Below are 21,966 nucleotides of genomic sequence, written 5' to 3'. Positions count from 1 at the left end.
TGAACAGGTTGTATTACCGCCGTAACTTCCTCATAGAAGATATCAAGGCTTGCCTCGGTACCCCTTTGGGGTTAACTACTTCAACGTTACCTTCTCCTCTTTTTCTTATAATCATAGTCCTCAAGCCTTCCATAACTTTGGCAGGCTCAAGATCTCTAGGACATCGACTTGAACAAGCTAGACAAGATGCACAAACCCATAGTGTTTTACTATTAAAAATTTTTTCATATAGATCCATTTTAGCAAGTAACATTACTTGATGAGGATAGTAGTCCATGTGCTCTGTTAAAGGGCAGCCAGCGCTACACTTTAGACATTGATAACAATCTTTCACATTCTTTTGTATTATATCGGCCAGCTCTTGTTGCTCTTTTATGCTGGCTGTTTTTGTAGGAAATCGCACGATAATGCCTCCCTTCGTATGTTAATTAGCCAAAGGCTGTTCGTCCGCTTTTTTTTCTGCCCCTAATGCTTCGTAAATGGGAGCAGTTATAAAATGAACCGGAAGCTTTTGTTCATCCTGTAAATCTTTTTGACAATGCTCCAGGTTATGCTTGCATAATGGACACGCTGTAACTAATTGAGTGGCTCCTGCTTTTTTAGCAGACATCACTATTTTTAGGCTTGCTCCGTTACTGACCTCTTCTTTGTCAGATGCGTGATAGGCTCCACAGCAATCAGTTCTATAAGGATAAATAACCGGTTCGGCGCCTAAGGCTTTAACAATCTCCTCCATAACACCGGGATTTTCAGCATCTAAAAGTTCCATTTCTTTTTCCGGGCGTAAAAATAGACATCCATAGTAGGTAGCTATTTTCTCCCCTTCTAGCGAACTAGCCACATGCTCTTTTATCTTCTTATATCCTACTTGGTCTCTTAACACTTCAATTAGGTGTAAGACTTTTGTAGTTCCTTCATATTTATCATCTAAATAGTTTTCCACTCTACGTTTTGCTTCTTTATCGTTATTCATGCGATGATTTACACGCTTTAGAACGTGATAGCACGCACTGCATAATGTCAAGAGCCCTTCTTTCTTTTCTTCCTCAGTTCTCTTTAAGGCTCTAACAGAGGACAACAAAGGAACATACTCGTCATTGGTAAGAGGGTAAATTGCGCCACAGCACTCCCATTCTGATAGTTCTTCAACGCTAATACCTAAAACTTTTAAGATTGCTAGCGCTTCTTTTTCAAAGTTTTCATTTTGATGAGCTCTTACCGTACACCCCGGATAGTAACCTAACATAATACCAACTCCTGTTACGAAAATTTTTATTGCCCTTTTTACCTCAGGAAGGTAATTCTAGTAAACTTTAGTGAATGATTAATCTTTCACTAAATGCTCCAAAATTAACTTAATTCCCCATCAGTATAATCCGGGATTAAGATTGGTGAGGTTTTAGTTCTTTTTATCCCTTCTTCTTTAAGCTCTTCCACAAACTTTTTAGCATGTTCTAAGTTAAGTTTAGCGTCTTTGTTGTCTATACTTTGGGCTTTAGCAGCTGCATTTTTACCAGCTCTTCTTCCTAGCACCAAAATATCTAATAAAGAGTTACCCATTAATCTGTTTCTGCCGTGTGTTCCGCCGGAGGCCTCGCCAGCAACGTACAGATTTTCTACAGAGCTTTCGCATTTATCGTTGATTAGAATGCCACCGTTTTGGTAGTGAAGAGTTGGGTAAACTAAGATAGGATCTTTCTTTATATCCACCCCGAATCTAGCAAACTGTCTAACCATTGCCGGCAGCTCTCTTTCGATGGTGCCCTCTCCATGTAGTTTGTCAATCATAGGAGAGTCTAGCCACACACCTTGCATACCTGAAGGAGTGGTTATTCCCTTTCCTTTGGCACATTCGCGGATTATTGCTGAAGCTTCTACATCTCTAGTTTCTAGGTGGTATACAAACTGCTCACCATCTATGTTAAGAGGAGTGGCACCTAGACCTCTAACTTTTTCTGTTATTAAAAAACCTTCGATTTGCTCAGGATAAGAAGCTCCTGTTGGATGATACTGAACAGTGTCCATAAAAGCAAGCTTTGCTCCTGCTCTATAAGCCAGCACTAATCCGTCAGCAGTTGCCCCATAATGATTTGATGTTGGGAATTTCTGAGTATGCAAACGGCCTAAGCCACCTGTAGTAATGATAACAGTTTTAGCCCTAACAACTTGATACTCTTCAGTCTCAAAGTTATAAATAATTGCACCGGCAGCTTTTCCTTCGTTATCCATCAAAAGCTCTACTACAGGGCTAAACTCAACTACATTGATATCCCTACAAAGAACTTCATCTCTAAGAACTCGCATAATCTCAGCGCCAGTGTAATCTCTTGCTGAGTGCATTCTCTTTTTAGAGGTTCCGCCACCATGGCGTGTTTTCATTGAGCCGTCATCTTCTTTGTCAAACATAACTCCTAAGTCCTCTAGCCAATCAATAACAGATGGAGCATCTGTCACCAATGCTCTTACTAATTCAGGAACGTTTGAATAATGTCCCCCACCAATTACATCAAGGTAATGAGTAGCGGGAGAATCGCTTGATTTGTCCGCTGCCTGTATTCCACCTTGAGCCATAACAGTGTTGGAATCTCCAAACCTTAGTTTGGTGGTTAGTAGTACATTTGCGCCGGCTTCATGGGCAAGAAGTGAAGCAGAAGCACCAGCACCGCCACCTCCTACAACTAAAACATCTACATCATAATCTATTTTTGAAGTATCAACTTCATCCCATTTTACAGCAGGATAACCTTCAATCACATCACAAAGTTCATGAGGGAATCTATCGCCTTTATTGGGTCCAATTTTAGCTTCACGGAATTGATCCTTGATATAATCTGGATGATGGTTGTTTAACACATCCTGTTTTTGCTCAGGAGTCATTCTAGGAAAATCATGACCTAGTCGTTCTTCTCTTGTTTTTTCTACTTTTTTAATTAGTTCTCTCAATTGAGAAGTATAGCTCATTTTACTGACCTCCTTATTTTTCTATATCTCTATTGTTGTACTTGTTAGCTAACTCATCTTTGCTTGAATTAACTAATTCATCTAATTGTTTTTCAAATTTCTCTTCTTTAATTTCATTAATTCTATCCTTTACATGGTTAGCTTTAGGAGCTAAATATTTGCCGTGTAGCCTTCTACATAGCAGACCAACCTTGTATTGGACTATATTTGCTGGGCATTTAGAGGCACACAACCCGCATAGCAAGCAGTCAAACGACTCATCTGCAGCTTTTGAAACCTCTCCCCTAATAGCATGGGATACGTATTTCATAACCTTGATATCTTGTGGACAGACGTTTGAACAGGCGTTACATCCTAAACATTTTGTAATTTCGGGATAAATCTCAACAACCTGATCTCCATCACCTTGAAGTTTATCGACTTCATAATTAACCTTGTGAGCAGGGTAAAAAGGTATTTGAGTTAGATACATATCATTTTCTACCTTAGTTTGACATGCTAAACCTACCTTTAACTCGTGGTTCCCTCCTATTCGATAGACAGTGGAGCAAGCACCACAAAACCCTGCTCTACACCCACAACCTCTCAACAAAGTATATCCTGCATATTCAAAGGCCTTCATAATTGTAAGGGAACTTGGGACGCTGTATCTTTTGCCCATGATATAAATGTCTACAAACTCGTTATTATTTTGATTTTTTTCATCACATTTTTGATTTAACACCTTACTTTACCTCCCTTTAGTTTAAATTGAATTTGCTAAAATAGATAGCAAAAACATAAGATTGAAAAATAATTCACATCCAGACAAATTAATAGTAACAACTTTTATCTACCTGGTCAATATAATCTTTACATAAAGCGCCACTGTGGGATTTTTGCTTTTACAATATAAGTAAATATTGTAATTGTTTTCACATTAAAAAGTAAAAAAACTGTCGTTGACTGTGGCATTTCTTCAATTATTTTTATCTAGAAACTCCCTAATTTCTTTTTCATGATGAGTGTAATGCATCCATGTATTATTGGCGATAATATCTAAGGGTTGCCAATCTTTAGGCATCCCTTCAATTTGCCCTGGATCTAATAGATCGGCATCGTCGGCAGTTTCTAGTGCATCTAGAAGGTAGGCAAATGTTTTTAAGGAATGTTTCTTTAGCTCATCTAAAGGTTTAAACTTATTTTTTTGATAGATTACATCATCTCTTTCTTTTGAGGATAGCTCCCAAAGCGCAGAACCATCAAGCTTTTTGGTTCTAATTAATATTTCCATCTCTTTTTCATACCAGGTTACATGAGCTATTAGGTCTTTAATAGACCACTCTCCCCTTACTCCAACTTTTCCAATTTCCACTTCATCAACGCTGTTTATAAGCCTATCCCAGTCTCGCCTAGCATAAAGTAAGGTATTGATCACACTCCCTTTTACGCTTTTTCGCACGTTTTTTCACCTCCTAAATTCATCTGCCTTTTAATAATATAAATTCGTTACTGCAATTGAAAACCCTTTAACTTATAACTAACTTGTCATATGTTAAAAGATAGTTATATAAGAGAAATCTTTTTACAATAAACACACGTTTAGAGAGTTTAAATTTTTGGTCATTTATGCTAACATGAACCTTAGTGAAAGCGTTTGCACAAAATTATTTTAGGGGTGTGATGATATGGTTAAGACTTATAGTGGAACGTTAGGTTCCAAGTTAAACAAAGATGGATCTGCAATTATAAAGGTATGGTCTCCAAAAGCTGATAACGTCTCAGTAATTCTTTATGATAAGCACGACCAAAATAAGATGGTTAAAAATGACCTAAAGATGACGCTTGAAAATAACGGTGTGTGGAAGATTACCTTAAATAATGAAAACACCGGTCTTTCAAACTTAAGAGGATATTATTATCATTTTAAAATTACTCATGGCTCCAAAACAAAAATAACCCTTGACCCTTACGCGAAGTCAATGGCAGCTTGGAATCATGACTCTACCGGTGAAAATTATCCTTACGGCAAGGCAGCTATAATAGACCCTAAAACCCTAGGACCTGAGCTTTCCTTTGCTAACATTTTAGGGTTTAAAAAAAGAGAAGATGCTATTATCTATGAAGTACATATTCGTGACTTTACATCTGACCCTTTTATAGAAAGTGACATCACGTCACAGTTTGGAACTTTTAAAGCATTTATAGATAAGCTAGACTATATAAAAAGCCTAGGAGTAACTCACATTCAGTTATTACCCATCATGAGCTACTTTTTTAGAAACGAGTTAGAAAACAATAAAAGAATGCTCCAATATCAATCCTATGGAACGAATTATAATTGGGGATACGACCCTCATAGTTATTTTTCTGTTACAGGCATGTATTCCGAAGACCCCAATGATCCAGAACTAAGGATTTTAGAGCTTAAACACCTTATTTCTGAGATACATAGTCGAAACATGGGAGTTATCCTTGATGTTGTATATAATCACACCGCTGACGTTGGGATATTTGAAGATTTGGTTCCCAACTACTATCATTTCATGGACAAGTATGGGACACCTAGAACAAGCTTTGGCGGTGGTCGCCTTGGGACCACTCATGAAATGTCCCGTAAAATATTAGTGGATTCCATTTTATATTGGACTGATGAGTTTAAAGTAGATGGCTTTAGATTTGATATGATGGGAGATCATGATGCAGAAAGCATTCAAATAGCTTATGACGAAGCTAAAAAGTTAAACCCAAACATTTTAATGATTGGTGAGGGCTGGAGAACATATGTAGGTGACGATGGAGATGACGTAATGCCCGCAGACCAGGATTGGATGGAGCATACAAATGCAGTTGGCTGCTTCTCCGATGAATTCAGAGATGAACTTAAATCTGGGTTCGGCCACGAAGGGACACCCCGTTTTTTAACAGATGGTCCAAGAAATATACGAAAAATATTTGATAACATTAAGGCTAAGCCTCATAATTTTAATACAACTAGCCCTGGGAATGTTGTTCCTTATATAGAAGCTCATGACAATTTAACATTATATGATGTTGTCGCCTACTCCATCAAAAAAGATCCTGATATACCAAAAAATGATTTGGAAATTCATAAGCGTATTCGAGTAGGTAATACAATGCTTCTAACCTCTCAAGGCATAGCTTTTATCCACGCCGGGCAAGAATATGGACGCACCAAACAATATAGGGCAAAAACTAATGAGGCCCCATATAAATCCACTTACATGACTGATGAAAACAACAGACCTTTTAAATACCCTTACTTTATTCATGATTCCTACCAGTCATCAGATGCAATCAACAAGTTTGGATGGTCAAAAGTTACAGATGAAAATAGATTTCCAGTAAACACCGACACTCAAAAGTATACAGCGGGCCTAATTCATTTAAGGAGGTCAACTGACGCCTTCAGGCTAGGTTGTAAAAGCTTAATTGAAACTAATGTTTCTTTAATTACCTGCCCAAACATAAACGAAACTGACCTAGTAATAGCATACAGCTGTAAATCTACAGATGGGCAAATATATTATGTGTTTATAAACGCAGATAAAAACAAGCGTAAGCTTACTTTGGATGTGGATTTAACTGACAAAGTTGTTTTAGTTGACCAAAAACAAGCTGGCACAAAAGCCATTTCAAATCCTGTAGGGTTTTCACTAGGAAAAGACAGTATTAAGATAGACCCTTTAACTTCTGCTGTAATCAAAGCTTAAAAAACTTTAAAACTTGCATAAGAAAAGTCCCTTGCGTTTAGCAGGGACTTTTTATGCTTTATAATGTTTTTTCAACTAAAGCAATCCATAAGCTTTATTAATATCTTGAATAAAAATAATTCCATTACCAGGCTCATCGATTTTAAGATCTGAGCGTATTGATGAAGCTATCCCATCGGCAAGCTCCTTTTCACTAACTATCAAAACAAGTTCTTTTTCTGGTTCGATCTCCATAGAAAAAATCTTGCTAGTTTCATGTATGCCAGATCCCCTAGCATTTATAATCGTTGCCCCCTTAGATCCGGCCTTATTAGCTGCATCTACAACAAGCTCCCCATTTCCTTTATCCACCACAACCAAAATAAGATTATACATCGACTCTTGCTCACCCCCGACTCTAATTTCATCTCTTTTTATACTTTTTGCTCCTAAAACATCCTCTAAAGAGATGCTAAAAGCTATTCCATGATTAGGTTTATAAAATTGGAATTTTTTATTTAAAGCTTCTAAGGCTGTGTTAACTTTTGAACTTTCACAAGCCATTAGAATTATCTCCCTTTTTACTTCATTTAGTTCAAGCAGCTTAAGAAGGGGACGCTGAATAGTTCCTTTGCCTAAGATAATGGTTCCTCCTGTTATTTTATTTTGTTTGGCACATTTTATAATTTTGCTACCCAATCCGTTTTTAACAATAACACACATCAGATCCAGTGCTTTTAAGTTACCCATTATTTGAGCCCCCTCCTTTTTTGGATTTTATTTTAAAAATAAGGCCTAAGATTTGTAACGTAATTATTGGAGCTAGCGCCACCATAGCTATCATACCAAATCCATCAACCAAAATATTTGCACCTTCTTTTGCATCAGCGGCGCCATGTGTAAAAGCCAAAATAAAGGTTGTAATCATTGGCCCAGTAGCAACCCCACCTGCATCAAAAGCAATTCCAACAAAGAGTTTAGGTGCAACATACATCAATCCTACGGCTAGTATATACCCCGGCAAAAGATAATGCCATAATTGAAGGTCATAAATAACTACTCTAACCATAGAAAGGGCGACAGCCAAACCAACACCTATTGAAATCGCCAGTAGTACAGCCTTTCTTTTAACATATCCACTGGTTACATCTTCTATCTGATTGGTCAATACGTAAACAGCAGGTTCTGCCAATATAGTTACCACACCTAAAACAAACCCCATAATAATTAGATAAAGATTATTATTCATACTCGTAATAGTATAGCCTATACTGCTGCCCACATCCATAAACCCAGCATTGACGCCTAACAAAAACAAAACTAGCCCTAAAAATGCATAAACAAAACCTTTAATAATCCTGATAAAAGCCTTTCTATGTAGTTTAAAGGAAACTTTCTGTAAAATCAACAAAATCACAAGTAATGGCAGAAGGGAAATGAGGCTTTCTTTTAAAACTGGACCTAGCATGGATAAAAAAGGTTCTACAGCTGAAGTTGTTTCAGGAATATTTAAATCAAGAACAGGATCTAAACTACCAGTTGCTGTGATAATATTTAACAGCATAACTGAAATAATTGCCCCCACAGAAGCAATAGAAACCAACCCAAAACTATCCTTTTCGCCAGATTTGCTATCTTTTTTCTTAATTGAAATACCGATAGATATTGCTAGAATAAACGGCACTGCCAGAACCCCAGTGGTGGCGCCGGAGGCATCAAAGGAGATGGCCAAAAATTCCGGTGTTGTAAAAATAGCTAGCACAAACACTATTGCATAAAGCACTGTTAAAATCTTAAACAATGGTATATTAAACATAATTCTTACCAAACCAAAAGAAACCATTACAGCTAAACCTAATGAAACTACTACCAAGATTGTGACACTTGTAATTTCCCCAGAGGTTACCAATTCAATTTGATTTGCTAAAACCAAGAGACTAGGTTCTGCAATTGAGATTAAAAATCCAAGAATTAGGCCAGCTGCTACTATTACCCACAACTTGTTAGTTTTTAGTAAAGAATTACCTATTAAACCACCTAAGGGTGTAATACCGATGTCAACACCTATTAAAAAAAGTGTAAGTCCAGCAACTATAAAAACGGAACCAAGCAAAAAGCTAAATAACATAGGAGTATCTAAAGGAACAAGGGTAAAATTTAAGATTAGCACAATTATTGCTACAGGTAAGACTGAAATAATGACCTCCCTAAATTTGTCTCCAATAAGGCTCAAATATTTGCACTCCCTTCATAAGTTTTGACGCAATATTATGTATGTTGTAATTATACCATATATTTTAAATTGGATAAAAAGTTTCTCCTTCTAAAAAACAAGAGAAACAGGTGTAAATAGCTGCCTGTTTCTCTTGTTTTACATTAACCTTACCTCTTGGTGTGTCTTATTAATTATATTCTTTCTTTGGGAGTGTATTTTGTATGCAGTAGTTTATGTGCTTTTTCGCTATAGGGTTTTTCGAAGTATTCTTCATACATTTTTAATACTTCTTTGTTTAGGTGAGACTTTCTCACTTCTTTATTTTTCTCTTCTTCATATATCGCTTTCTGCCTTGCTTTAACCACTTCGTCATTTCCATAGTGGTATGGTTGACCTCCTCCGCCTATGCAACCTCCTGGGCACGCCATGATTTCTATAGCATGATATTTGGATTTGCCATTTCTTATATCTTCTAGAAGTTTACGAGCGTTACCAAGACCATGAGCGATACCTATATTGAGCTTTGTTCCATCTACCTTAACTTCTGCTTCTCGCAAGCCCTCAATTCCTCTAAGTTGCTCATATTCAATCTTTTCAAGTCCTTCACCTGTTTTCCATTCATGGACTGTGCGAACTGCTGCTTCGATAACCCCACCTGTTGTGCCAAATATTACTGATGCTCCTGTTGTCTCTCCTAGTGGATGGTCAAACTCTTCATCTGAAAGTTTGTCAAAGTCTATTCCTGCCTCGTTAAACATCATTGCTAACTCTCTTGTGGTAATAACTATATCTACATTGTTATTATCATCTATGGAGAGCTCTGTTCTAGCTGCCTCTGCTTTTTTTGCCACACAAGGCATTATTGAAACTACTGTAATGTCCTTAGGGTCTATGTTATTCTTTTCAGCAAAATAGCTCTTAATTATCGTTCCCACCATGATATGCGGTGACTTACAGGAAGATGGAATATCAACTAAATCTGGAAATTGATGTTCTATATAGCTAACCCAAGCGGGGCAGCAACTTGTAAGCATAGGTAAGGTCTTGTTATTATCTATCCGTTCTAGTAGCTCGCTGGCTTCTTCTAAAATTGTTACGTCCGCTCCAAAATCTGTATCAAATACCTTGTCAAACCCTAACTTTTTCAGCCCTGCGGCAAGTTTGCCAGTTACAATCGTACCTGGCTCCATCCCAAATAGTTCTCCTAAGGCAACTCTAATTGCTGGGGCAGTTTGGACAACTACATACTTTTTAGGATTTCTAAGTGCCTCCCAAACTTTGGGTATGTGGTTTACTTCAGTCAATGCGGCAGTAGGGCAAACAGCTACACAAGAGCCACAATAGGTGCAAGATGTTTCTGCCATAGGCAGGTTAAAGGCTGGACCAACAACGGTTTCAAATCCTCTGTTTAATGCTGATAATATACCACAAGTCTGAATTGCGTTACAGGCTGTCTCACACCGTCGGCATAAAATACATTTATCCTGATTTTTCACAACTGCTTGGCTTGAAGTGTCTAAGTGATAAGTTGTCCTTTCACCGGAATAATTAATTTCACGAACTCCCAACTGGTGGGCTAAGGCTTGAAGCTCACATTGTAGATTTTTTTGACATACTAGGCAATCGGTAGGGTGATTTGAGAGCAATAATTCTATGGACATACGCCGAGCAGTTATCGCTTTCATTGTATCTGTCATTATTTCCATTCCATCATTAACGGGGGTTGCACAAGCTGGGGAAAGTTTGGGGCTGCCCTCTACTTCAACCATGCAAACCCTACAAGAAGCTGTTCTGTTAACCATTTTTAGATCATGAAGATCTAAATGACATAACGTCGGAATTTTTACTCCTGCCTCCACCGCTGCGTTAAGAATTGTATATTCCCTAGGTACAGTCACAGTTTTATTATTTATAGTAACTGTCACTTTATCTTTTTCCATTTTTACACCACCTCAATTACTGATTTTGTAAAGCTTTTTGGGGTTTTCCTTTTTTTAAATGCTTACATACTCCTGCTGGGCAGTTCTTGTGCTTTACATGCTCTACATATTCATCATAGAAAAACTGTAAAGTGCTTAAAATGGGGTTGGGAGATGATTGACCTAGACCACATAACGAGCTCCCTTTAACCATCTCACCTAAATCTGTTAATCTTTCTAGATCTTCTTCAGTACCCTTTCCTTCAGTTATTTTATTTAAAATCTCATGAAGTCGTTTATTGCCTATACGGCAAGGGGTGCACTTTCCACATGATTCTTCTTCACTAAACTCTAAATAAAACTTTGAAATATCAACCATACAGTCATCCTCATCCATCACTATCATCCCACCAGAGCCCATCATAGAGCCGATGGATTGTAGGCTCTCATAATCTATAGAGATGTCTAAGTGACTTTCAGGAATGCATCCTCCTGACGGCCCTCCTGTTTGAACTGCTTTAAATTTTTTGTTTCCTTTTATGCCGCCGCCTATGTCAAAGATAATCTCTCTAAGAGTTATGCCCATGGGGACCTCAACTAATCCAACATTATTAACTTTGCCAGCTAAAGCAAAAACTTTGGTGCCGTTACTTTTTTCTGTTCCAAATTTGTTGTACCATTTAGGGCCGTTGACTATTATTGCAGGAATATTTACAAAGGTTTCTACGTTATTAACGCAAGTAGGTTTGTCATATAGTCCGCTTTCAGCCGGGAAAGGTGGCTTTGCATTTGGTTCACCCCTTCCGCCCTCTATAGAATTAACTAGCGCTGTTTCTTCTCCACAAACAAAAGCCCCTGCACCATATTTGATATCTACATCGAAATTAAACCCAGATTCAAAAACATTTGTGCCTAACAAGCCATAATCTCTTGCTTGCTTAATAGCTGTTACCAATCTATCGATAGCTAGAGGATATTCTGCCCTAACATATATATAGCCCTTACTTGCGCCAATGGCATACCCAGCTATGGCCATGGCCTCTATAACACTATGTGGATCTCCTTCTAGTATGCTTCTATCCATAAAAGCACCTGGGTCACCTTCATCAGCGTTACAGATAATATATTTTTTATCGTTTTTATTTCGGTAGGTTAGCTCCCATTTAAACCCTGTGGGGAAGCCTCCTCCACCTCTTCCTCTTAAACCACTTTCTTTAATAAGTTCTATTACTTCTTCTGGTTTCATCTCCGTTAGAACTTTTCCCAAAGCTTGATACCCATCTAAAGCAATATATTCCTCAATGTTTTCAGGATCGATTAAACCACAGTTTCTAAGAGCAATTCTTTCTTGTTTTTTATAAAAGGACATGTTTTCTTGAAACTTTATTTTCTCCTCTTCATCTGGCTCTGAATAAAGGAGCTTTTCAACTATTCTACCTTTTATGACGTGTTCCTTAACAATGGTCTTTGCGTCTAGAGGTGTCACTTCAACATAGAATACATTATCAGGAAGGACCTTTACAATTGGACCCTTTTCACAAAAGCCAAAACATCCTGTCTTTATAACTAAAACTTCATCTTGATACCCTTTGCTTTTAATGATGTGCTGCAAAAAACCCGCTAGCTTATCGCTTTCTTGAGATTCACAGCCAGTCCCGCCACAAACTAAAAGGTGCATCCTTGGTTTTTCCACAGTTAATTACCTCCCACCTAACTTTTTATTTCTTCGATTATTTCTTTTGCTTTTTCTACATCTACGTTTACAAAAATTTTTGGCTTTTGACCAGGATAAATTAGCCTAACCACTGGCTCCTCAAAGCAGTTACCTAAACAACCAACCTGAGTTATGCTAAGGTTATCTATGTTTTTGTTGTTGGCTTCTTCTAGTATCGCCATAAATGTGTCTCTTGCTCCGGAAGATATCCCACACGTTCCCATGCCAACTTGAACTTTTATTGTGCTTTTATCCGCAGCGTTTCTAGCTTTAAGTTTAGCTGAAGCTTTTTCTCTTATATCTCGAAGCTCTTTTAGGGTTTTCATTTTCTATCCTACCTTTCATATTTGGCTAAAATATCATCTAGTTCTTCTACCTTTACCCTCCCATAGACTTTTTCTCCTATTATCACTACAGGGGCGAGACCACAAGCCCCCACACAGCGCACACCGTTTAAGGTAAACCTTCCATCTTCTGTTGTTTGACCTGCAGCAATCTCTAGTTTTTCTTCAAGGTATGCTATTATTTCATTAGCTCCTTTTACAAAACAGGCTGTGCCGGTGCAAACATTAATAGTAACTTCACCAGGTGGTTTATCATTAAAGTAGTTGTAAAAGCTCACAACTCCATAAACTCTAGCGCCGGTTATATCCATCTTTCTAGATATAAATAGCTGAACATCTCTAGGAAGATAACCAAATATTTTTTGAGCTTTATGCAGCACCTGAATCAATGTCCCTTCACTTTCTTCAAGACTGTCAATGTATGCCTCTAACTCATCAAACTTTTCCTTGGGCAAGTCTTTTTCCATGTCATTTTTGGGTTGCAAAACTAACTTTTCGCTCATTAGTTTCTCCTTTCATATAGGGAATACTTTGATTTCACGTATTAGTATTTTTAATCTTTGACAGTTTTATACAGGTTTGCTACTATTATTGAACTGTTTTGTGTAAAAATAAAATAGGGCTGTCACAAATACCGCTTAGATACTTGAGACAGCCCTATTTTATTAATTTTTAAGGAGAAAATTAAAACTTTATAACTTCACCTGTTATAACATCCTTGACCGTTCCAACCTTATCTTTTATCATCAATGACCCATTCGAGGTTATTTCCCCTGCCAAGCCTGTTATGATGTGTTCTTTGTTTTTTACGTTAATTATCTTGCCTTTTAGTAAAGAATACTTATTGCATACACTTATTGAAGAGTTTATATTCCCTTTAACTATAAACTCTTCATAAAACATATTTAAGTAAAACAACAAATTTTTAACTACTTCCTGCTTGTCTATTGGGCACCCCATTTCTGCTCTAATGGACGTAGATTTATGCTGCAAATCAATGGGAAAGTCATCTTTTTTGTGATTTAAGTTTATGCCGATACCAACTATTACATACGAGGGTTTATTTGCTTTTAGAGATATCTCTGACAAAATTCCACAAACTTTTTTCTCAGAAATATATATATCGTTGGGCCACTTAATCATAGCGTCCAACTTAAAGTCTCTTAAGGCACTGCAAACAGCTGCCGCTGTTAGAGGGGTGATAAGCTGAGTTTTTGCTGCTTTATAAGGCGGCCTAAAAATAACGCTCATGTATAAACCCTTTTCTTCTAAAGAAAGCCAGCTTTTACCTAGTCGCCCCCTACCCTTTGTTTGGCTCTCAGCAAAAACTACAGTTCCTTCAGGGTATCTCTGTTTGGCTAACTTTTGAGCGTAGGAGTTTGTGGAATCTACAGCTTTTAGATTTATTATTTTTTTTCCTAGCATATGAAAACCTACCTTTATGCATTAAGAGTTGCTACGTTTGTTATCCTTTTCATATCACTATTACTCATTTATGCAACGAGTAAAGGCAAAAAGCATTGTTAGGGGGTGATGTTCATATATAGATAGTTAAACCCAAGTAGCTGTTAACTTTCTATATACTGACCTATTTTCCTAAACTTATTGTAGCGCTTTTCTAGCAACCTATCTATATCTTCTTCTAATTTTTCGGATAGTCCTTCTACAATACCTTGCTTTAATAATTTTGCTGTCTCTTTTGGTGAAAGACTAGCATCACCCTTAGGTTCTGGTATGATTTTTTCAATTATTCCAAAGTCTTTTAAGTCTTGAGCAGTAATTTTCATGATATTAGCTGCCTCTTGAGCCCGACCGGCATTTTTCCACAATATAGAAGCAAAACCTTCTGGCGATAGCACAGAAAATATAGCATTCTCTAACATATAAATCTCATCAGCAACCGTTAAAGCTAGCGCTCCTCCACTTCCACCTTCACCAATTACTATAGAGATTATTGGAGTTTTAAGTGATGCCATCTGAGTAAGGTTTTGGGCAATTGCCTCTCCCTGTCCTCTTTCTTCAGCTCCTATCCCGCAGTAAGCACCAGGCGTATCAGCAAAGCAAATAACTGGGCGATTAAACTTTTCAGCTTGTTTCATAAGCCGTAGCGCTTTTCTATACCCTTCTGGGTTTGGCATTCCAAAATTTCTTTTAATATTTTCTTTTAGGTCTCTACCTTTTTGTTGACCTATAACCGTTACCGGAGTGCCGTTTAAATACGCTAAGCCTCCAACTACACAACTATCATCCCCAAAGTACCTATCTCCATGTAACTCTATAAAGTTATCAAAAATAACATTGATATAGTCTAAAGAAGTGGGACGCTCTATCTTTCTAGCTAACTTAACCTTCTCAAAAGGAGTTCTATCAATCTTTTCTAGTTTATCAGGTAATATCTGCTTTTTATCATTTTTTGCAAAGTTATCTAGCTCACCTTTGAAGTTATGCATTTTCAAAATATCACCTAAGGTTTGTTTTAAATCCTCTCGATGGACTATTTTGTCTACAAACCCCTTTTCTAATAAGAATTCTGCACTTTGAAAACCCTCGGGAAGCTTTTGCTTTATGGTTTGCTCTATAACTCTTTTCCCTGCAAATCCTATAAGAGTTCTAGGTTCTGACAAAATAACGTCTCCTAACATGGCAAAGCTAGCAGTTACTCCGCCTGTAGTAGGATCTGTCAGCACTGGAATGTATAACAAACCTGCTTCATTTAGTTTTGAGATTGCAGCGCTAACCTTAGCCATCTGCATCAATGAAAATATCCCTTCCTGCATTCTAGCTCCTCCAGAAGCAGTAAACACTACCAGATGCAAGTTTTCTTCGATGGCTTTTTCTACTGCTCTTGTAAGCTTTTCACCAACTACAGAGCCCATGCTCCCCATCATAAAGCGGCTATCCATTATACATAGTACCGTGCTTTGATCGTTTATTTTACCTATTCCACTAACTACCGCTTCGTCTAATCCTGTTTTTTCTTCGAGACCTTTAATTTTCTCAGGGTAACCTTCAAAGTCTAGAGGGTTTTGTGATTTAATATTTTCGTTTATTTCAGTCCAGGTTCCTTGATCTATGATTTGCTCTATTCTTTCCTGGGCAGATAACCTTATATGATAAGTGCAAAAGCCACAAACCTTGTAGCTTCCTTCTAGGTCTTTTTTATAAATGACCTGACCGCATTTATTACATTTAAGCCACATTCCTGTTGGAATATTTGGCTTTTGCCCTTGACTAACTCCTTTTCCAACTTTTATTTCTACATCTTCTTGAGGCTCTTTGGCTTTAAACTCTTCAAGCTTTTCTGGACTTACAGTTATATACTTAGTCTTTTTAAAAAGTCTTTTAAACACCTAAACCAACTCCCTTTACACCCTCATTAAAGGCTTTTATAAATTTAGATTTTCCGAAACAAAGCCTGTGTCATAATCACCTTGCAAGAATTTATCATTGTTAATAATGCTAAATTGAAAATCTATATTAGTACTTATACCGTCAAGTAAGAATTCTCCTAGAGCCCTTCGCATTTTGTTAATTGCTTCTGACCTATCTTTGCCATGTACTATAAGCTTAGCTATCATTGAATCATACGAAGGAGGTATAATATATCCATCATAAAGTAGTGTATCCACTCGTACACCGAGACCACCAGGTATAAATAAAACATCTACCTTCCCTGGGCTTGGCATAAAGTTTCTTTTTGGATCTTCTGCGTTTATTCTACATTCAATAGCATGCCCGCTAAATTTGACATCCTTTTGCTTTATGTTAAGTTTTTGCCCCGAAGCTATTTTTATCTGCTCTTTTATTAGATCAATGCCTGTAATAAATTCAGTAACTGGGTGTTCTACCTGTATTCTGGTGTTCATTTCCATAAAATAAAAGTTATTATAGCTGTCTAGCAAAAATTCAATTGTTCCGGCATTTTTATACCCCACATATCGAGCTGCTTTTATAGCAGCGTCTCCCATTTTTTCTCTTAACTCTTCATTAAGGATAGGACAAGGACCTTCCTCTAGTACTTTTTGATTACGTCTTTGTATTGAACAGTCCCTTTCTCCTAAATGAATAGTGTTTCCATAATGATCAGCTAAAATCTGAATTTCCACATGGCGAGGTTTTTCTAAAAATTTCTCCATATACATGGTGTCATCACCAAAGGCGGCTTTAGCCTCCTTTTTTGCCATGTTAAATGCATCTAAAAGCTCGCTTTCAGACCGTACAATACGTATACCTCTTCCACCACCGCCGGCAGAAGCTTTGATCATAACAGGATAGCCTATATTTTTTGCAGTCGATACCGCTTTTTCATCGTCAAAAACAGGTTCTTTAGAGCCTGGGATAACAGGCACACCAGCTTCCATCATAAGCTTTCTGGCGTTAGATTTATTGCCCATTTTATCAATAATTTCACCATCAGGCCCGATAAATGTTATGTTACATTCTTGACACATTTGGGCAAAACGGCTGTTTTCAGATAAAAAACCAAACCCAGGATGAATAGCTTCAGCTCCTGTTAACACTGTAGCACTTATAATCCTAGTAATATTAGTATAGCTATCATTTGGTGGCCCTACGCATACTGACTCGTCAGCCATTTGAACATGGAGAGCATCTTTATCTATTGTTGAATAAATGGCTACTGTTTCTATTCCCATTTCTCTGCAAGCTCTTATAATTCTAATTGCAATTTCTCCGCGATTTGCAACTAATATTTTTTTAAACATGTTATCACCCTATCATAAACATGATTTCTGCATCTGCTGCCTTTTGACCTTCGACGCTAGCCTCCACTTTGGCAACACCAGCATTTCTTCTTGCCTTTACAAGCTCTGCTTCAAGCTTTAATACATCGCCAGGGACTACCTTCCGCCTAAATTTGGCTTTGTTAATACCAGTAAAGTAGGCAGTTTTACCGGCAAATTCCTCAGTGCTTAACATGGCAACTGCCCCAACTTGAGCTAGGGCCTCAATGATAAGAACCCCTGGCATAACGGGATTATCAGGAAAGTGTCCATTAAAAAACTCTTCATTTACCGTTACATTTTTATACCCTGTTGCTTTTTTGCCTTTTTCTAACTCTACAATCTTATCCACCAACAAAAATGGATACCTGTGGGGTATAATCTCTTTGATTTGTTGTGCATTTAAAGAAGTCATTAAACTTTCCTCCTATCGCTTAGCGATTTTGAATAACTCTTGTCCAAACTCAACCATATCCCCGTCGTTTACCATTACTTCCACTACTTCACCACAAACCTCACTGTCGATTTCGTTCATTATCTTCATGGCTTCAACGATACATAGGGTATCTCCAACTGCTACTTTGCTTCCTACTTTAACATAAGGAGGTTTTCCTGGCGCTGGCGATTCATAAAAAGTTCCAACGATTGGTGAGGTTATTGTAACGGTATTTTCATCGTTAACTTTAGTCTCTACTTTAGGTTGTTCTTTCTTTTTTACAGTAGGTTCTTCTCTATCAATCTCTTGGGTGTTGACAGGTTCTTCAGGTTCAACTACCTGAGCTTCCTTAACCATAACCCTTTCCCCTTGCTTTTCCATCTTAATGGAAACGGCATTTTCCTGTATTTCTAATTTCGTTAAGTTTGATTTATTCATAACCTTTATAAGCTCTGTAATTTCTTTGATATTCATCTTTTAATCACTCCATTTTTTAAATAGAATTACACCGTTATGGCCACCAAACCCTAAAGAGTTAGACATAGCGTATTTCATCTCTTTTTCTCTTCCTTTGTTTGGAACATAGTCAAGATCACATTCTTCATCAAAAACGGAGTACCCCAAAGTTGGAGGTACAAAACTATTTTCTAAAGCTTTTATCGATGCAATAGCCTCTATAGCACCTGCTGCACCGAGAAGGTGACCTGTTGCGGATTTTGTCGAGCTTACCATCACATCCTTAGCTCCTTCACCAAAAACAGTTTTTATCGCCTGTGTTTCAAACTTGTCATTGTATTCTGTGCTTGTTCCGTGGGCATTTATATATGATACTTCTTTTGCTTCTATTTTCCCTTCTGCTAAAGCTATCTTCATTGCCCGCGCAGCTCCTTCACCTTTAGGTGCTGGCGATGTCATATGATGAGCATCGCAAGTAAAGCCGTAACCTACAACTTCTCCGTGTATCTTTGCCCCACGTTTTTGGGCATGCTCTAAGGATTCTAATATTACTACTCCCGCACCTTCACCCATTACAAAGCCATTTCTTTCTTTGTCAAAGGGTATGGAAGCTCTTTTAGGATCTGTGCTCTTACTAAGGGCAGTTAAAGAAGTGAATCCTGCCATTGAAAGAGGAGTTATAGAAGCCTCAGCTCCCCCTGCAATGATTATATCTGCAGCATTATTTTCAATCATTTTAAATGCCTGACCTATACAGTCTGTACCGGTAGCGCAGGCAGTTACGATATTTGTGCAAATTCCTTTAGCTTCAAAGCGTATAGCAATGTTACCCGCAGCCATATTACTTATGATTTTAGGTATAAACAGTGGATGAACTCTATTGGGACCTTTTTCTAAAAGCTTTTGTTGTTGTTTTTCGATTGTGCCTATTCCACCGATACCTGATCCAACTACAACTCCAAATCTATGCCTATTTACGTTATCTAAATCTAGTCCTGAGTTTTCTATAGCTTCATCGGCAGCTGCAATTGCAAATTGGCAGTATCTATCCATCCTTTTAGCATGCTTTTTACCGATAACTTCTGGATCAAAGTTTTTTACTTCAGCTGCTAATTTTACTTTATACTCTTCAGTGTCAAAAGCTTTTATAAAATCAATTCCGCTTTCACCTTTTTTTAGGTTGTTCCAATAATCGTTAACGTTATTACCTAATGGTGTAACAGCACCTAGACCGGTAACTACAACTCTATTTTTCAAATCAAACACCTCTTTTGTTTTTGGTTTCCTTATATAACCATACCACCATCTACATTTAGAACTTGACCGGTTATATAGGACGCTTTTTGTGATGCTAAAAAGCATGCTGCTTCAGCTATATCCTCTGGTGACCCAAACCTTTTTAGAGGGATGTTTTTAAGAGATTCGCCCTTCACCTTTTCTCCTAGCACCTTAGTCATATCAGTTTCTATAAAACCAGGGGCTAGGGCGTTAACTGTAATTCCTCTAGGAGCCAATTCCTTAGCTACAGACTTTGTAAGTCCTATAATCCCAGCTTTAGCTGCAGCGTAGTTGGATTGCCCAGCATTTCCTGTAATACCTATCACAGATGAAATATTTATAATGCTACCACTTTTCTGCCTTATCATTTGTGTGGAAGCGTGTCTAGTGCAGTTAAAAGCACCTTTAAGGTTAACCTGCAAAACTTTATCAAAATCTTCTTCTTTCATTCTCATGATTAGTCCGTCAGCAGTTATCCCTGCATTGTTTACTAAAATATCTAGACTGTTAAATTCATCAACTGCTTTTTTGATAACCTTTTGAGATTGATCAAAGCTACTAACATCACCTTGAACTACAATAGCATCTACTCCCAAACCTTTTATCTCTTTTACAACTTCTTCTACAGCTTGACTTGAGCTTCTGTAGTTTAAGACAAGGTTAGCACCTAGCTCTGCCAGTTTGACAGCTATTGCCTTTCCGATCCCTCTACTTCCGCCCGTAACTAGTGCAGTTTTTCCCTGCAATATTTTATTTTCCACTGCTAGATCACTCCAACTTTATTATTTTGTTAATCCGTTCAGTGCCTTTTCTAAAGACTTAAGATCTTGAATATTATACGTTCTGGCTCTTCTGTTAATTTTTTTTATAAATCCACTAAGAGTTTTACCTGGGCCTATTTCCACAAAAGTATTTATGCCATCTTCTAGCATTTTATTTATACTCTGTTCCCATTTAACTGGGCTTTTAACTTGCTTTTTTAAAATTTCTCTAACTGCTGCTTTATCTAAATAATCTCCTGTTACATTAGTAATTACGTTTATTTCACTATCTATAAACTGAACATTTTCTAGTTCCTTTTTAAGATTTTCTGCAGCTTCTTTGAGCATGGAACTATGAAATGGTCCACTTACATTTAACATAATAGCCTTTAAAGCCCCATGGTTTTTTGCAATTTCACAGGCTTTTTTAAGGGCTTCTATTTCCCCAGCAATAACTATTTGCCCAGGGCAGTTAAAGTTTGCCGACTCCACAACGCCAAAAATTGAAGCTTCGTTGCAGACTTCTTTTATTTGATGTTGATTAAGACCGATAACAGCGGCCATGCCACCAATTCCGGAAGGAACAGCCTGTTGCATAAACTGTCCCCTTTTTTGAATAAGCTTTACCCCTTCTTCAAAATCCAGCATGCCGCTGCAAACCAAAGCAGAGTATTCACCGAGACTAAGCCCAGCTGCAACAGTCGGTTTTATCCCCTCTTTTTGAAGTAGTTTTAATGTAGCAACACTGGTTGCCAACATCGCCGGCTGAGTATACTCAGTATTGTCTAACTTATCTTGGGGACCGTTAAAGCAGATATCAGAAATACTATAACCTAAAGCTGCATCTGCCTTTTCATATACTTCTTTACATACTTGAAAGTTATCATTAAGCTCCTTTCCCATGCCAACAAACTGAGAACCTTGACCTGGGAATAAAAAAGCAATTTTTTTATCCATAAATGGGACACTCCTTAGTTATAGTAGTGTGAGGTGAGAGGTTGGAGGTGGGTATAAAAAAATCATAACCCTTACCCGGATCAGGGGTGGACACCGAGATCACCCCTTCAAACTAGTGCTAGGAAATGGGAGGTTGGAACCTCTTTGGTTAGCCATATATTAATAGTTACCCGAATGGCCAGACTGCTTAGAAGTGCTTAGATTCTAGTATGATCACCTCTAAGATGGGTAACAAATAATGAAATTGTTTGCCCAATGAAGGGTTTATCGTTCTGCCAGCAGGGCGTATTATTCGTCTGCGTCTTTTCTCCCTGTGAGTAAGCCTTTGGCGTTGAGCTTTCTTTCATTAACATCAGAGACATGGATATGTCGTCTCATAAGCCAAAGGTATCGAGCATGTGGAGAAACAGCAGAGGAATACCTTAGCCCAGAGGTAGAATGATAAATCCTGAATTCGACCCCATCAGGTTTTATTTCTTGTTTAAATCAGG

At 37.7% G+C, this 21,966-nt stretch carries 20 protein-coding genes; 1 reads left to right on the top strand and 19 read right to left on the bottom strand.

Translation table 11 applies throughout. The features are described from left to right. Positions 1-13: 13 nt before the first annotated feature. From PRVXH_RS03775 to PRVXH_RS03755, 5 genes are all read right to left on the bottom strand, one after another. Positions 14-403: a 4Fe-4S dicluster domain-containing protein gene (locus tag PRVXH_RS03775; RefSeq protein WP_353893981.1), complete on the bottom strand. Its 390-nt coding sequence runs from the start codon at positions 401-403 to the stop codon at positions 14-16. Positions 404-424: 21 nt separating this feature from the next. Further along, positions 425-1,246, bottom strand: coding sequence for a CoB--CoM heterodisulfide reductase iron-sulfur subunit B family protein (locus PRVXH_RS03770; protein WP_353893980.1), 822 nt, complete (start codon positions 1,244-1,246; stop codon positions 425-427). Between the two features lie 104 nt (positions 1,247-1,350). Then, on the bottom strand, positions 1,351-2,961 hold the full coding sequence (locus PRVXH_RS03765) for an FAD-binding protein (RefSeq protein ID WP_353893979.1): 1,611 nt from the start codon (positions 2,959-2,961) through the stop codon (positions 1,351-1,353). Between the two features lie 13 nt (positions 2,962-2,974). Continuing rightward, on the bottom strand, positions 2,975-3,685 hold the full coding sequence (locus PRVXH_RS03760; protein WP_353893978.1) for a 4Fe-4S dicluster domain-containing protein: 711 nt from the start codon (positions 3,683-3,685) through the stop codon (positions 2,975-2,977). 234 nt (positions 3,686-3,919) lie between these two features. Continuing rightward, positions 3,920-4,402, bottom strand: a complete 483-nt coding sequence (locus PRVXH_RS03755; protein ID WP_353893977.1) for a DinB family protein — start codon at positions 4,400-4,402, stop codon at positions 3,920-3,922. Between the two features lie 226 nt (positions 4,403-4,628). Here PRVXH_RS03755 and PRVXH_RS03750 point away from each other — a divergent pair, with 226 nt between their 5' ends. Continuing rightward, a complete protein-coding gene (locus tag PRVXH_RS03750; RefSeq protein ID WP_353893976.1) occupies positions 4,629-6,674 on the top strand; it encodes a pullulanase in 2,046 nt (681 codons plus the stop codon). Positions 6,675-6,749: 75 nt separating this feature from the next. Here PRVXH_RS03750 and PRVXH_RS03745 read toward each other — a convergent pair whose 3' ends face one another. The 14 genes from PRVXH_RS03745 to fabD all read right to left on the bottom strand — a co-directional run bounded on the left by PRVXH_RS03745 (position 6,750) and on the right by fabD (position 21,475). Then, entirely contained in the window at positions 6,750-7,403 is a 654-nt protein-coding gene (locus PRVXH_RS03745; protein ID WP_353893975.1) for a P-II family nitrogen regulator, read from the bottom strand. Next, positions 7,396-8,886, bottom strand: a complete 1,491-nt coding sequence (locus tag PRVXH_RS03740) for a DUF1538 domain-containing protein (protein ID WP_353893974.1) — start codon at positions 8,884-8,886, stop codon at positions 7,396-7,398. Before PRVXH_RS03740 ends, PRVXH_RS03745 begins: the two co-directional genes overlap by 8 nt. Before the next feature lie 173 nt (positions 8,887-9,059). Further along, complete coding sequence (locus PRVXH_RS03735; protein ID WP_353893973.1) at positions 9,060-10,808, bottom strand: NADH-dependent [FeFe] hydrogenase, group A6; 1,749 nt, start codon at positions 10,806-10,808, stop codon at positions 9,060-9,062. A gap of 16 nt (positions 10,809-10,824) precedes the next feature. After that, positions 10,825-12,465, bottom strand: a complete 1,641-nt coding sequence (gene nuoF, locus PRVXH_RS03730; RefSeq protein WP_353894536.1) for an NADH-quinone oxidoreductase subunit NuoF — start codon at positions 12,463-12,465, stop codon at positions 10,825-10,827. A 32-nt stretch (positions 12,466-12,497) separates the two neighbouring features. Continuing rightward, positions 12,498-12,827 carry a (2Fe-2S) ferredoxin domain-containing protein gene (locus tag PRVXH_RS03725; protein WP_353893972.1) on the bottom strand — a complete coding sequence of 110 codons (330 nt, stop codon included), beginning with the start codon at positions 12,825-12,827 and terminating at the stop codon, positions 12,498-12,500. Between the two features lie 8 nt (positions 12,828-12,835). Beyond that, positions 12,836-13,348, bottom strand: a complete 513-nt coding sequence (locus PRVXH_RS03720) for an NAD(P)H-dependent oxidoreductase subunit E (protein ID WP_353893971.1) — start codon at positions 13,346-13,348, stop codon at positions 12,836-12,838. Positions 13,349-13,529: 181 nt separating this feature from the next. Further along, on the bottom strand, positions 13,530-14,270 hold the full coding sequence (locus tag PRVXH_RS03715; RefSeq protein ID WP_353893970.1) for a biotin--[acetyl-CoA-carboxylase] ligase: 741 nt from the start codon (positions 14,268-14,270) through the stop codon (positions 13,530-13,532). 143 nt (positions 14,271-14,413) lie between these two features. Beyond that, on the bottom strand, positions 14,414-16,195 hold the full coding sequence (locus PRVXH_RS03710) for an acetyl-CoA carboxylase carboxyltransferase subunit alpha (protein WP_353893969.1): 1,782 nt from the start codon (positions 16,193-16,195) through the stop codon (positions 14,414-14,416). Between the two features lie 36 nt (positions 16,196-16,231). Continuing rightward, a complete protein-coding gene (locus PRVXH_RS03705; RefSeq protein ID WP_353893968.1) occupies positions 16,232-17,569 on the bottom strand; it encodes an acetyl-CoA carboxylase biotin carboxylase subunit in 1,338 nt (445 codons plus the stop codon). A 4-nt stretch (positions 17,570-17,573) separates the two neighbouring features. Next, positions 17,574-18,002 carry a 3-hydroxyacyl-ACP dehydratase FabZ gene (fabZ, locus tag PRVXH_RS03700; RefSeq protein WP_353893967.1) on the bottom strand — a complete coding sequence of 143 codons (429 nt, stop codon included), beginning with the start codon at positions 18,000-18,002 and terminating at the stop codon, positions 17,574-17,576. Positions 18,003-18,014: 12 nt separating this feature from the next. After that, the gene (gene accB, locus PRVXH_RS03695; RefSeq protein ID WP_353893966.1) at positions 18,015-18,497 is read right to left on the bottom strand and encodes an acetyl-CoA carboxylase biotin carboxyl carrier protein; all 483 of its coding nucleotides are present in this window, start codon (positions 18,495-18,497) and stop codon (positions 18,015-18,017) included. Positions 18,498-18,500: 3 nt separating this feature from the next. Then, positions 18,501-19,736 (bottom strand): beta-ketoacyl-ACP synthase II, encoded by a 1,236-nt coding sequence (fabF, locus tag PRVXH_RS03690; protein WP_353893965.1) that lies wholly within the window; start codon positions 19,734-19,736, stop codon positions 18,501-18,503. Between the two features lie 29 nt (positions 19,737-19,765). Continuing rightward, a complete protein-coding gene (fabG, locus tag PRVXH_RS03685) occupies positions 19,766-20,518 on the bottom strand; it encodes a 3-oxoacyl-[acyl-carrier-protein] reductase (RefSeq protein WP_353893964.1) in 753 nt (250 codons plus the stop codon). Positions 20,519-20,539: 21 nt separating this feature from the next. After that, entirely contained in the window at positions 20,540-21,475 is a 936-nt protein-coding gene (gene fabD / locus PRVXH_RS03680) for an ACP S-malonyltransferase (RefSeq protein WP_353893963.1), read from the bottom strand. Positions 21,476-21,966 lie beyond the last annotated feature (491 nt).

The sequence above is a fragment of the Proteinivorax hydrogeniformans genome (genome assembly GCF_040515995.1).
Taxonomy (GTDB): domain Bacteria; phylum Bacillota; class Proteinivoracia; order Proteinivoracales; family Proteinivoracaceae; genus Proteinivorax; species Proteinivorax hydrogeniformans.
The sequence above is the reverse complement of the archived record's forward strand: the minus strand, read 5'-3'. Positions and strand labels throughout refer to the sequence as shown.